12 protein-coding genes are annotated in these 11,717 nt (G+C 62.1%); 3 read left to right on the top strand and 9 right to left on the bottom strand.

The window, feature by feature from the left end; genetic code table 11:
• Both MOV75_RS12510 and MOV75_RS12505 read right to left on the bottom strand, forming a co-directional pair.
• A partial coding sequence (locus MOV75_RS12510; protein WP_246925415.1) for an FAD-binding protein occupies positions 1 to 349 on the bottom strand: 349 nt, incomplete at its 3' end.
• 72 nt (positions 350 to 421) lie between these two features.
• Positions 422 to 1,915: an FAD-linked oxidase C-terminal domain-containing protein gene (locus MOV75_RS12505; RefSeq protein ID WP_246925411.1), complete on the bottom strand. Its 1,494-nt coding sequence runs from the start codon at positions 1,913 to 1,915 to the stop codon at positions 422 to 424.
• A gap of 279 nt (positions 1,916 to 2,194) precedes the next feature.
• Between MOV75_RS12505 and cycA the strand changes: the two genes are divergently transcribed.
• A complete protein-coding gene (cycA, locus tag MOV75_RS12500; protein ID WP_246925407.1) occupies positions 2,195 to 2,590 on the top strand; it encodes a cytochrome c-550 CycA in 396 nt (131 codons plus the stop codon).
• Between the two features lie 1,040 nt (positions 2,591 to 3,630).
• Here the strand turns inward: cycA and MOV75_RS12495 are convergent.
• Positions 3,631 to 4,587: an alpha/beta fold hydrolase gene (locus MOV75_RS12495; RefSeq protein WP_246925404.1), complete on the bottom strand. Its 957-nt coding sequence runs from the start codon at positions 4,585 to 4,587 to the stop codon at positions 3,631 to 3,633.
• 330 nt (positions 4,588 to 4,917) lie between these two features.
• Here MOV75_RS12495 and MOV75_RS12490 point away from each other — a divergent pair, with 330 nt between their 5' ends.
• Positions 4,918 to 5,100, top strand: a complete 183-nt coding sequence (locus MOV75_RS12490) for a hypothetical protein (protein WP_246925401.1) — start codon at positions 4,918 to 4,920, stop codon at positions 5,098 to 5,100.
• Positions 5,101 to 5,212: 112 nt separating this feature from the next.
• Here MOV75_RS12490 and MOV75_RS12485 read toward each other — a convergent pair whose 3' ends face one another.
• The 3 genes from MOV75_RS12485 to ykgO all read right to left on the bottom strand — a co-directional run bounded on the left by MOV75_RS12485 (position 5,213) and on the right by ykgO (position 6,458).
• The gene (locus MOV75_RS12485) at positions 5,213 to 5,473 is read right to left on the bottom strand and encodes a hypothetical protein (RefSeq protein WP_246925398.1); all 261 of its coding nucleotides are present in this window, start codon (positions 5,471 to 5,473) and stop codon (positions 5,213 to 5,215) included.
• Positions 5,474 to 5,593: 120 nt separating this feature from the next.
• Positions 5,594 to 6,226, bottom strand: coding sequence for a tetratricopeptide repeat protein (locus tag MOV75_RS12480; protein WP_247005831.1), 633 nt, complete (start codon positions 6,224 to 6,226; stop codon positions 5,594 to 5,596).
• 106 nt (positions 6,227 to 6,332) lie between these two features.
• On the bottom strand, positions 6,333 to 6,458 hold the full coding sequence (gene ykgO, locus MOV75_RS12475) for a type B 50S ribosomal protein L36 (protein WP_006611362.1): 126 nt from the start codon (positions 6,456 to 6,458) through the stop codon (positions 6,333 to 6,335).
• A gap of 310 nt (positions 6,459 to 6,768) precedes the next feature.
• On the opposite strand from ykgO, the gene MOV75_RS12470 reads away from it, so the two are divergent.
• Positions 6,769 to 7,653: an amidohydrolase family protein gene (locus MOV75_RS12470; protein WP_246925392.1), complete on the top strand. Its 885-nt coding sequence runs from the start codon at positions 6,769 to 6,771 to the stop codon at positions 7,651 to 7,653.
• A gap of 85 nt (positions 7,654 to 7,738) precedes the next feature.
• Here the strand turns inward: MOV75_RS12470 and MOV75_RS12465 are convergent, their stop codons facing one another.
• From MOV75_RS12465 to MOV75_RS12455, 3 genes are all read right to left on the bottom strand, one after another.
• Complete coding sequence (locus MOV75_RS12465; protein ID WP_247005829.1) at positions 7,739 to 8,440, bottom strand: fumarylacetoacetate hydrolase family protein; 702 nt, start codon at positions 8,438 to 8,440, stop codon at positions 7,739 to 7,741.
• A complete protein-coding gene (gtdA, locus tag MOV75_RS12460) occupies positions 8,433 to 9,491 on the bottom strand; it encodes a gentisate 1,2-dioxygenase (protein WP_247005827.1) in 1,059 nt (352 codons plus the stop codon). Before gtdA ends, MOV75_RS12465 begins: the two co-directional genes overlap by 8 nt.
• A 227-nt stretch (positions 9,492 to 9,718) precedes the next feature.
• On the bottom strand, positions 9,719 to 11,548 hold the full coding sequence (locus tag MOV75_RS12455) for an NAD(P)/FAD-dependent oxidoreductase (protein ID WP_247005825.1): 1,830 nt from the start codon (positions 11,546 to 11,548) through the stop codon (positions 9,719 to 9,721).
• Between the last annotated feature and the right edge of the window lie 169 nt (positions 11,549 to 11,717).

The following is an 11,717-nucleotide window of genomic DNA, read 5'->3' as shown; positions in this document are numbered from 1 at the left end:
GGCCGGCGAGCCCGGCCGCGATCATGCCGCCGATGGTGCCAAGCGCGGGCGTGCCGAGCAGCGGCGCAGTGTTCATCGGCTCGAAGGCGAATTGCTGGTTCTTGGCATCGATCAGCGACAGCACGTCGTGAAGCGGCGCACCGGCCTGCAGCGTGACGATCAGCTCGTTCGGCTCGTAGGAGGTGACGGCATTGAGCGCGGCGAGGTCGAGCACGGCATTGGTCGCCATGGCATGGCCGATGCCGCGCTTGGAGCCATGACCGATGATCTCGAGCGGCTGCTCATTGGCAATCGCCGCGCGCACCACCTCTTCGACGTCTTTGGCGTCTCTGACCTTAAGCGTATCCACGATTGAGCCGGTATCGAAGTTTACAAGGGAAAGCAAATTTGACGCATTGCAGTGAAGGCGCAGCGACCGACGCTAGAACCGCGGCAAATCTGGGAACGCCAGCTTGCCCGCATGCACGTGCATGCGGCCGAGCTCGGCGCAGCGGTGCAGGGTCGGAAATACCTTTCCGGGATTGAGCAGACCCTGCGAGTCGAAGGCGCATTTCAGCCGCTGCTGCTGGTTCAGGTCGATCTCGCTGAACATTTCCGGCATCAGGTCGCGCTTCTCGATGCCGACGCCGTGCTCGCCGGTGAGCACGCCGCCGAACTCGACGCATGCGCGCAGGATGTCGGCGCCGAAGGCCTCGGCGCGCTCGATCTCGCCGGGCTTGTTGGCATCGTAGAGGATCAGCGGGTGCAGATTGCCATCACCGGCATGGAACACGTTGGCGCAGCCGAGCTGGTATTTTTCGCCGAGCTCGCGGATGCGCGCCAGCGCCTTCGGCAGCGCGCCGCGCGGGATGGTGCCATCCATGCAGAGATAATCGGGCGAGATCCGGCCGACGGCCGGGAACGCAGCTTTGCGGCCGGCCCAGAACAGATTGCGCTCGGCCTCGGAGGTCGAGATCTGGCAGGTGGTCGAGCCGCAGCCATTGGCGATTGCCTCGACGCGCGTGATCAGTTCGTCGACCTCGATCTTGGGACCGTCGAGCTCGATGATGAGCAGCGCCTCCACATCGAGCGGATAGCCGGCGTGGACGAAGGCCTCCGCGGCGTGGATCGCGGGCTTGTCCATCATCTCCATGCCGCCAGGGATGATGCCGGCGCCGATGATGCGCGCCACGCATTCGCCGGCGGCCTCGACTTGCGCGAATCCAACCATCAGCGCGCGCGCCGTCTCCGGCTTCTGCAGGATGCGCACCGTGATCTCGGTGATGACGCCGAGCAGGCCTTCGGAGCCGGTGATGACGCCCATCAGGTCGTAGCCGGCGTTCTCGCATCCCTTGCCACCAATGCGCAGGATTTCGCCGCTCATCAGCACGATCTCGCAACCGAGCACGTTATTGGTTGTCATGCCGTATTTGAGGCAATGCACGCCGCCGGAATTTTCCGCGACATTGCCGCCGATCGAGCAGGCAATCTGGGAGGACGGATCGGGCGCATAGTAGAAGCCGGCATGGGCGACCGCCTGGCTGATCGCCAGATTGGTGACGCCGGGCTCGGTGATGACGACGCGGTTGTCGAAATCGATCTCGCGGATGCGCTTGAACTTGCCGAGGCCGAGCAGCACGCCGTCTTCAAGCGGCAGCGCCCCGCCCGATAGCGATGTACCGGAGCCGCGCGGCACCACCTTGATGCCTTGCCCTGCACAATATTTCAGGATGAGCGAGACCTGCTCGGTCGTATCGGGCAGCACCACGACCATCGGCGGCTGCCGATAGGCGGTCAGGCCGTCGGATTCGTAGGCCCGCATCTCGGCTGCGCTGTCGATCACGCCCTCGCCGGGCACGATTGCGCGCAACGCAGCAATGATCTCCGCGCGGCGCGCAAGCACCGCCTGGTCGCTCGCAGGCATCATGATGGCCATATCAAGTCCTTCATGACATATCCTTCCGGCTCGTAGCCCATGATCAATTTGTCACGACAAATCAATCACGTCCGCGCCTGTTTGGGTAGGCTATCCGAAAGTCGGATCGACGATCTCAAGCGAGTTCGCTCTGGGACAAGTAGGAAATCATGAAACCTGTCATGGTTTGGTGGCTTGTCCAGGCCGCGCAGGCCTGCCAAAACCGGCAGGTTGGGCGATTGCCGATCAGGCAAGAGACTGACCAGCCAGACCCACCAGGGAAGAGACGAAGAGCAACCGATGACAAAATTGACTTTTGGCGCACTGACGATCCTCACCGTGATTGCCACCGCACCCGCCGCGATGGCGCAGGATGTCGCGGCCGGCAAGACATCGTTCAACAAATGCCTGGCCTGCCACGCGATCGGCGAAGGCGCCAAGAACAAGGTCGGTCCCGAGCTCAACGGTCTCAACGGTCGCAAGTCGGGCACCGCCGAGGGCTACAATTATACGGACGCGAACAAGAATTCCGGCATCACCTGGGACGAGGCCACGTTCAAGGAATACATCAAGGATCCCAAGGCCAAGATTCCTGGCACCAAGATGGCGTTCGCCGGCATCAAGAACGAGACCGAGATCAACAATCTGTGGTCCTTCGTCGCCCAGTTCGACAAGGACGGGAAGATCAAGCAGTAAGCGCGCATATTAGGCGGCCGCTACAGCTTCGGTTCTGATTCAATCAGGACCGAAGCTGTCGCTTTCTGTTGTGACGCGTATTCTTTGCGCGTCATTGCGAGGAACAGCATCGCGATGCTCCAATGCATATCGCGAGGTGCAGTGCCGTAGGGTGGGCAAAGGCGCACAGCGCCGTGCCCACCAATTCGATCAGTATGCGAGAGACGGTGGGCACGCTGCGCTTTGCCCACCCTACGATACCGAGTTTGTGACACGCAGCTCGACCCACGGACATGCCTCTTCAGCCTCGCGGCTTGCTCGCCCGAGCTTTGCTTCATCTTTCGTCCCTCTGAAATCCAAGAGGGCGCAGGGAAGGCCGGGTGCCAGCTCGCACCCGCGGTCTGCTGCGCGAAATGTAGCGCAAGAAGACCGCACAGCAGCATACAGGTGGTGCCGAACACTCGGCCTTCCCTGCGCGATGGTCGGACGGCTTATGCCGTGATCTCCCGGGAGCCGAACTTTCCTTCTGGCCTCCCTCGCCCCGCGAATTGGATGATGCAGTCTGCCCGGTTGGGCTCGCTCGCACCTTCGCGAAAGACTTGACCGTAGCAACGACGGCCAGGACCACACGGTTTTGCCGTACGCACGGCCCGCCATTTCGCCGCAGTATTCCCAGCCCTGTCGACGGAGCTGCGAAACTTACAGGCGAGACGAACCTAGCAGCGCCGCTCGTCCGCACGCAGGTATCGAGCTCACAGGGACTACCCGCCCTGCCCGCCCCATCTCGTGCCGACGCTGCCGCGTCCACCGCAAGCCCGGCTCGCGATGCGTGACGACACAAGATCGCCCCTCTTGGTGAGCCGGGATGAGCGACACATACGCCGAAACCGAATTTCGGTAAAGTGGAATATCTTTGCGCGGATGGATTGACAGAGGGCGACACAGCAAGCTGCCGTAGCCCGGATGAGCGCAGCGATATCCGGGACAGTGTACGATGCCGGGCGAGCGGCCCCCGGATGTCGCTTCGCATCCGGGCTACGGGAGCATCCACCCGAAAAACTCTAATCAGCGGCCGCCTGTGCCGGGACGATTCTTCCGATCATCGTCTCGATCTCCGTCTTCACCAGATCCGGCACGGCGTTCTGCACCATGTGTCCGAGATCGGGCAGCACGATCAGCTTTGCATTCGGCACCATGGCCGCGAACGGACGGGCGTGGATGCTGGTCCTGACCGTCTTGTCGGGCTCGCCGGCGATGACCGTGACCGGCGCTTTGATCTCGCCGTAGCGCGGAGCTTGCGCGGCAACCGCTTCCTTCAGCGTCACCAGATCATAGGCATTGGCGATGAACTCGCGCGGACGCAGCAGCAGCGGCGTCGCGGAATCCTGCACGAAACCGTCAGGCATCGTCTGCGGCAGGAACACGTTGCGCGCGCCGGTTTCGGCAACGAAGTAACCGAGCGGCAGCGTGACGGTGTAGGCGAGCAGCGGGCCGATCACCGGCATTGCAATGATCTCGTTGTAACGGCCGACGCCGCCACGCCAGGGATGGGTGACGGGCGCGAGCATGACGAGGCCCGCGACGCGGCCGGGATGATCGAGCGCAATCCGGGCGCCGAGCGCGCCGCTCCAGGAATGCACGACGAAGACCGCACGCTCGATCCCGAGCTTATGAAGCGCATCATCGATCATCCGCGCCTGGATCTGCGGCGTGGAATCCTGGCGCCGCGCGCGCGTACTCCAGCCATGGCCGGGACGGTCGACCAGGATGACGCGATGGTCTTTGGCGAGGAGGTCGCCGAGCGGACGCCGCATCGCTTCGAGATTGGAGCTCGCGCCGTGCAGCATCACGATCGGCACCCCCGCATCGCGCGGGCCGATGTCGACGACGTGAAGCGTCGCGCCGTCGACTTCCACCATCTCCCCCTGCGGCGGAAAGGCGCGCTGCACGGCGACGATTCCGGCCTGCGTGACCAGCGCCAGCAGAACCAGCGCCGTCACGACTGACATCACGATCATGGAGAGAATCCGGGAGATGCTGGGCACAGGGGAGTTACGGGTCTTGTGGGCGGCAGTTTCGCTGCACCGGCTTTCCATGCTTCCACCAAAACTGCCGGGGCTGTGGATATGTGCATAATTGAGGAACGTAAAAACTCAATGGAATCAACAATATTCCAGGAGGAGACGCAAGCCTCGGAACAGCTTCATGCAGCCGTCATCGCGGCTTCCATATAATCGCCACGGTCGGTTCCGCCATCTAGGCGCGGGTGGGCGCCGATCCTCCTCGCAACTCCAGGGGATGGGGGAAAGACCGGCAGAATTGCCCTGGTTTGAACCGGAGGATTTTCGATGAGCTTCAGATCGAACGACAATGCGATCGACGAGATCGTCGCGAGCTGCAACGGCGACCTGCGCGGTGCCGTGCGGGCGCTGCTCCTGATCAACGAGCATCTCGAGACGGAGCTTGCAAAGGCTTACGCCGCAGCTGCCGATCACGGCCTCGCCGAGCGCGGCGGCAGCGTCCTGCACTAAAGTGCGATCGATCGCACTTTAGGCTCTCTTTTGAGCATGATCTCGTCGGAAAACCGCTGCACACTTTTCGCGAACGCGGCCCTTCGGGTCCGGTTCATGCTTGGAATGCAGGCTAGTTCGCGCCGTCCTCGTCTTTTTCCTCGTCGGGCGTGAGCCCGGGACAGGCGCGGATCGTCGAACGGGCAAGCTTGGCATCGGCCCTGGACTTGTAGGGACCGTCGCCGAACCAGATGTCGCCGATGATGACCGGATTGCTGGTCACGATATTGCATTTTCCGGTGGCGCGGTTGCCGACCACCCAGAACAGTCCGTCGGCGAAGCTCAACGTCCCCGACGCGAGCAGCAATCCACCTGCAAAGATCAAACGCTTCATGGCTTTCGCTCCTGCCATGCAGGTAGCCCTGCGGCAGGCCCAGCAATAGTCCTCACGATGCCGCGCTTCCGGTCGTGGTTAATCTGAAGACGCCACGTTCCCTCAAGAAATGATCTAGTTCTAGATGTCGCGGCCTTCGACCTTCTCGGTCAGCGCCTTGACCTGATCGGGGATCTTTTCGAGATGCGGATTGACGGCGAGCGCCTTGCGATAGGCCTCGAGCGCGCGCTTCTCGTCACCGACCTCCTGCATGATCATGCCGAGGCCTGCGAGCGCGCCGAAATGGCGCGGCTCCCGGACCAGCACTTGCTGGATATCCCCGAGCGAACGGCCATAGTCGTTCTGCATGTAATAGAGCGTGGCGCGCCGGTTCCAGGCCTCGATATAGTCGGGCCTGAGCTTGATGACCGAATCCAGCAGCTTGATCGCGACCTCGATCTTCTTGGCGTCGACCGCGGTCTTGGCGCGCGCCATCAACAGCGCCGCGGTGTCGCTCGGGGTCTGAAGCCAGATCGCCCAGATCCGCGCCTCGACATGCTTGGCGCTGGCCTCGTCGGGCGCCGCCTTCAACGCGCCGAACAGGAAATCGAGATTCTTGGTGCGATCGACCTTGGGCAGCTTGGACGGCGCTTCGGGGAGCTTCTTCTGCTTGCCGGGTGGATCAACCTGCTGCGCCAGAGCTGGAGCAAGGCCAGCGGTTCCCAGCACAAGTGCCAGACACAGGGTGCGCGGAAAAAGGAATCTCAAAGCCATGGCCAAAGTCTAAACGCGCAAAGCCGCCCTTGCAAAGCAGGGCGGCGTCAAACTCGTGTGAGACCGTGGTCTTGCGGGAACGCGCGAGGCGACCGCGAGGGCGAGATCAGCCCTGGCGAGCCTTGAAGCGGCGCTGCACCTTGTTGATCACATAGACCCGGCCCTTGCGGCGGACCAGGCGGTTGGCGCGATGGCGACCGCGCAGCGATTTCAGCGAGTTACGGACCTTCATGGCAGAATCCTGAACGTTCGAAAGGCCGTGTTCGGCACTACCGTTTCGGCACGCGCGAATGTGGCAAAATGAGATTTCTCCCGCTGGCGGACTGACCGCCCGGGACGGGGCGGTTCTTAAGGCATGGCGGGAGGGGCTGTCAATGTTAACTGCCCGGTTCCGAACCGGCAAATTCGCGAAAACAACCCCATGGACAGTAGAACGGGCCGGACCGGCCTTATTTATCGCAAAGGATCCAAGGCTTTCAAGGACGCCTTGCCAAATTCGTTATATCATATAATCAATTCGGCAACCCGTCGGGAGGACACCCATGCCGAAGCTGAAGCTGCCCAATATCGACGATGTCGTCGCCATCGACATCCACACCCATGCCGAGGAGCCCTGCGGCTGCCATGCCGACGACGGCTATGACGATTTCCAGGCGCAGATGGCGGAGTATTTCAAGTCGCCAAACAAGCATCCGCCGACGGTGCCGGAAACCGCGGCCTATTACCGCTCCAAGAACATCGCCGCGGTGATCTTCCCGGTCGACGCCGAGCGCGAGACCGGCTTCCGCCGCTACAACAATTACGAGATGCTGGAGGTCGCCTCCGACCATCTCGACGTCCTCATTCCCTTCGTCTCGATCGACCCGCACAAGGGCAAGTTAGGGGTGCGCGAGGCGCGCAAGCTGATCGAGGAATACGGCGTGCGCGGCTTCAAATTCCACCCGACCATGCAGGGCTTCTACGCCAACGACCGCATGGCCTACCCGCTCTACGAAGAGATCAACAATGGCGGCGCGATCGCGCTGTTCCACACCGGCCAGACCGGCGTCGGCTCGGGCATGCCCGGCGGCATGGGCATGCGGCTGAAATATTCCAACCCGATGTACATGGACGACGTCGCGGCCGATTTCCCCGACCTCAAGATCATCCTCGCCCATCCCTCCTTCCCCTGGCAGGAGGAAGCGCTGTCGGTCGCGACCCACAAGCCGAACGTCTACATCGATCTGTCGGGCTGGTCGCCAAAATATTTCCCGCCGATCCTGGTGCGCTACATCAACTCGATTCTCCAGGACAAGATGCTGTTCGGCTCGGACTGGCCGGTGATCACGCCGGACCGCTGGCTGTCGGACTTCGCCAAGATCGACATCCGCGACGAGATCCGGCCAAAGGTGCTCAAGGCAAACGCGCGGAAGATCTTGGGAATTTAGAGCGTGTCATCATAAAGCTCGCCATGTCCGCTTCGGTCCCGGCAGAGTGCTACCCCCTGCCGGGATAGCTCCCAAATTGCATGGATCAGGCTATTTTGATCTTGATCTCGCCGAGCCCGGCCACCCCGCCGGTCAGGGTTTCCCCTCGCTCAACAGGGCCGACGCCTTCCGGCGTGCCAGTCATGATGAGATCACCGGGCTTTAGCTCCATCGACCGTGACGCGATGGAGATGATGTCTCGCACCGGCCATATCAATTTTGCGATGTCCGAATCCTGCTTCAGCTTTCCGTCGACAGCGAGCCATATTCGACCCGATTGAGGGTGGCCGACTTTATCAACAGGGTGAATGGGGGCGATCGGAGCGGATCGGTCGAAACCCTTGCCCCAGTCCCAAGGGCGCCCCTGTTCGCGCGCCTGCAGTTGGAGGTCGCGCCGCGTGAGGTCGATCCCGACGGCATATCCGTAAACATGATCCAGCGTGCTCTCGACAGGGATGTCGAACCCCTGCTTGCCAATTGCGACGACGAGCTCGATCTCGAAGTGGAAATTTTTCGTTTCGGGCGGATACGGCAGGGTTGCCCCATCATCGACGACTGTGTCGGCGGGCTTGAGAAAGAAGAACGGTGGCTCGCGGTCCGGATCACGTCCCATCTCCCGAGCGTGGGCCGCATAATTACGGCCCACACATATGATGCGACGCACAGGAAAGCGAGCCGTTGTTCCTGCGACTGCAACGGATGATATCGGGGGCGACGGAATCACGAATTCGTTTTTGCTCTCAAACATTGCCTCGGTCCTCCCGGAACAGGTGCAGAGCTTCCTGGATTGGCCTGTCGGAATAGGAAAACAGCACGGCGTCCGCCCCTCCCGCTTCGTGCCGAACGCGATGCCAGGAGGGGACGACAAAAATGTCGCGCTTGGTCCATTCGATGACGAAATCCTCGCCCGCCCGATTGGTGACGACACTGCGCCCGCGGCCCTCGATCGGCACGACGACTGTCGCGTCCGTCGAACGATAGGCGGAGGTCGAAAAGCCCTTGGGCAGGAGCTGAATGAAGGTCGCCATGGTCGCCATGGCATGGTTGCCCGTAATTGGATTTACGTAACGCATCTTGAGCCCGTGGCACGGGTCCCACTGACCGGAGCGCCGCATCTTCTCCAGGACTTCCCGCGTGCGGGCGTAGGGGTAATTGAAGACGGGCGAAGTCCCCCCGCCGGTCTTATGGTCAACCGGCAGCAGGTTCGCACCGTAGCGCGCCTGGCAGTCGCCCTCGGGACGTAAGATCGGCTGTTCGTCGACATCGAGATGTTCGGCGAATGATGCGTCCAGGAACTGCACGACTGGGATGTCGAGCCCGTCGAGCCAAAAGATCGGATCGGAGCTGGGATTGCCGTGATCATGCCAGGCCCACGGCGGCGTGATGATGAAGTCGCCTTCGTGCATCACCGTGCGCTCGCCGTTGACGGCGGTATAGGCTCCCTGGCCTTCCAGCACGAAGCGCAGTGCCGATTGCGTGTGGCGGTGGGCGGGTGCGACCTCGCCGGGCAGGACGAGCTGCACGCCAGCATACATGTCCGTCGTGATCTTCGATTGGCCGCGCAGGCCGGGATTTTCGAGAACGAGGACGCGACGTTCCGCTTCCTTCGCCGTGATCAGGTTGCCCGCTTCGAGCATGTATTCGCGGATATCGTTGAAGCGCCAGCTCGCCGGCGCGCATGCGCTCTTTGGCTCCGGCGTCACCAACTCCGCCAGAGAAAGCCAGAGGGCGGTCAGATTCTTCTTGTCGATCTTGTCGTAAAACGCCCGGCGTTCCGGGGTATCGGCCGTAGGCGCCATGATCGCATCCAGTTGCATAACGTACCTCCGTCTCCATAGAACAATTTCGAAGCGTGGCAGCCGACGAGATCGAACCCGTTGCAGCTACAGCGACACCTCTCATGCAGGTCTTCGCTTGGATGGCCGGACCAGCCCCTGCTTCCATCTCGGGACAAGACTGTACCGTGGCTTGCCGACACGCGCGATCGATTGCTCGTCGCCCATGACCGAGTCCGACTTAGAGGCAATCATGCAGCGCTCCTCTTGTCGCCGGTATCGCTCGCATCCTCCGATACGGGCGCCTCTTCCATCACACGCTCCAGCGCAGCCTTGATCAGCAAGGCGGTGTAGCGCGAGAAGGACCGGCACATCGTGATCGTCCCCCCAACGACGTAGAAATTCTCCTGGCGTGTGGCGCAGAACATGTTGCGTAGCTCGCCGTCCGCGCCAATGCCCCAGATCGGACCGACACGCTCCGCCACATCGTCACCGAGCATCACGCGAACAGCCTCCTGCAGAGGCTTCCAGCCCGTCGCGAGAACAAGCAAGTCCACGTCCATGCGCGAGCCGTCGGAGAACACGGCTTCCCCGCCTTCGAGGCGATCGAGTTGAACACCCGACTTCAATTTGATCCGGCCATCGGCGATGAGGTCGGACGCGCCGACGTTGAGGTAATAGCCGCTGAGACGTCGCAGCAGCTTCAGGAAAAAGCCGGTATCGTCTTCGCCATTGTCGAGCGCGAAGCCGACTTTCCGAAGGCGGTCGTGCAGATCACGGTCCTCGTACGCCATTTGCCGGCTCAAGGGTCCGTGGAGGCGACGGACGAGGTCGTAAGGGACCGACGCGGAGATGATGTCGATGTCCTCAATCGGCCGGACGCCCTCGTTGCTGCGAAAGAGCTGGGTTGCCTTCGCCGCGCTCGGCACGATGCTCACGACAGTCGTCGACGAGCGCTGCAGCATCGTGACATCGGCGCCGCGCATGTAGAGGTCCTGCGCGATGTCGTGGGCGCTCGTGCCGGCGCCGATGACGAGCGCCGACTTGCCCTCTGTCGGCACATCGTCCGTCCGCCCGCTCGAATGAATGACGGTGCCTTTGAAACCGTCGAGACCCTCGATGTGCGGGATGTTGGGAAGACCACTGACACCGATCGCCAAGACGAGGTGGCTCGGCCACATGACACGCTCACCGCCATCGGATGTCCTGAGCCGGGCGGTCCACTGTCGATTGGCGTCGTCATAGGTCGCGCCGAGAAAATCCGTGCGCGTCCAGATATTGAGCTCCATCGCGTCGGCGTAGAATTCCATCCAGTTGGCGAGTTTGTCCTTCGGCAGGTAGACGGGCCAACTGTCGGGATATGACAGGTATGGAAAGTGATTGCTTGCGATCTCGTTGTGGAGCGTGAGTGAGTGGTATCGCTTCCGCCAAACGTCCCCAACCCTTTCGTCGCGATCCACCACCAGTGCGTCGACATCAAGGTGCCTCAACCGTGCAGCCAGCATGAGTCCCGCTTGACCCGCGCCGACGATGAGGACCTGAGGATCCCGATCGCGATAGGCGAGGGCCGTACGCCGACGGTCCAGCCAATTGTCGCTCCCTTCCTCCACGGGCCTCATGAAGGTTTCGTCGCGGTTCTTGCGCCCGCGCTCCGGGAAGTCCTTCAGGGCGACCATTGCGGTGAGAACCGTCACGGCCCGGAAGCTGTCCCGGCCCGCCTCGCGGACCGGAACGAGCCGCAGGTATCCGCGAGCGGCGGCAAGGTCGGTCTCGCACGTGAAGAAGCCCTCGACTGTCGGACCGAACTCGCCGAGGACGCCCGCAATGGCGCGGCCCTGAAGGCGCAAATTGCAAGGCCGCATCGTGCAGTCGACAGCCGTGAGGCCGCCATGCACTTCGGAGAGACCGTGGAACGTCTTGAGTTCCCAAGTGAGCGCGAGAAGATCGCGCCAGTATCCGTCGGGATGGAACAGACATTCAATCGTGGTCTCATCCTTGCCAGCCAGCAGGCTTTCAAAATCGGCGAGCCACTTCGTGACTGCCCGATCCCGATCTTCCTCAGTTATCTCCAAGCTGCTCATCGGCAATTCCCTCATTGTGACTCGCGCAGCGTGAGGGACTATCCGACCCGCAGCGTCCCTTCTGATTCCCTTAAGTCCCGTCACGCAGCGGCCGACGCTCCGCCACAGCGGGCGCGCAAGCTCAGCACGCGTGCCGGCGTCCAACGCGCTGCCGCGATCACAGGGTGAC

Origin of the sequence: Bradyrhizobium sp. PRIMUS42 (assembly GCF_023006515.1) — a bacterium.
Taxonomy (GTDB): domain Bacteria; phylum Pseudomonadota; class Alphaproteobacteria; order Rhizobiales; family Xanthobacteraceae; genus Bradyrhizobium.
The sequence above is the reverse complement of the archived record's forward strand: the minus strand, read 5'-3'. Positions and strand labels throughout refer to the sequence as shown.

Excerpts from the sequence above, each read along its gene's own strand:
- MOV75_RS12470 (WP_246925392.1), top strand. The coding sequence starts at position 6,769 with ATGCCGAAGCTGAAGCTGCCCAATATCGACGATGTCGTCGCCATCGAC.
- MOV75_RS12455 (WP_247005825.1), bottom strand. The coding sequence starts at position 11,548 with ATGAGCAGCTTGGAGATAACTGAGGAAGATCGGGATCGGGCAGTCACG.
- MOV75_RS12465 (WP_247005829.1), bottom strand. The coding sequence starts at position 8,440 with ATGTTTGAGAGCAAAAACGAATTCGTGATTCCGTCGCCCCCGATATCA.
- cycA (WP_246925407.1), top strand. The coding sequence starts at position 2,195 with ATGACAAAATTGACTTTTGGCGCACTGACGATCCTCACCGTGATTGCC.
- MOV75_RS12480 (WP_247005831.1), bottom strand. The coding sequence starts at position 6,226 with ATGGCTTTGAGATTCCTTTTTCCGCGCACCCTGTGTCTGGCACTTGTG.
- MOV75_RS12485 (WP_246925398.1), bottom strand. The coding sequence starts at position 5,473 with ATGAAGCGTTTGATCTTTGCAGGTGGATTGCTGCTCGCGTCGGGGACG.
- MOV75_RS12490 (WP_246925401.1), top strand. The coding sequence starts at position 4,918 with ATGAGCTTCAGATCGAACGACAATGCGATCGACGAGATCGTCGCGAGC.
- MOV75_RS12495 (WP_246925404.1), bottom strand. The coding sequence starts at position 4,587 with ATGATCGTGATGTCAGTCGTGACGGCGCTGGTTCTGCTGGCGCTGGTC.
- MOV75_RS12505 (WP_246925411.1), bottom strand. The coding sequence starts at position 1,915 with ATGGCCATCATGATGCCTGCGAGCGACCAGGCGGTGCTTGCGCGCCGC.
- ykgO (WP_006611362.1), bottom strand. The coding sequence starts at position 6,458 with ATGAAGGTCCGTAACTCGCTGAAATCGCTGCGCGGTCGCCATCGCGCC.
- gtdA (WP_247005827.1), bottom strand. The coding sequence starts at position 9,491 with ATGGCGCCTACGGCCGATACCCCGGAACGCCGGGCGTTTTACGACAAG.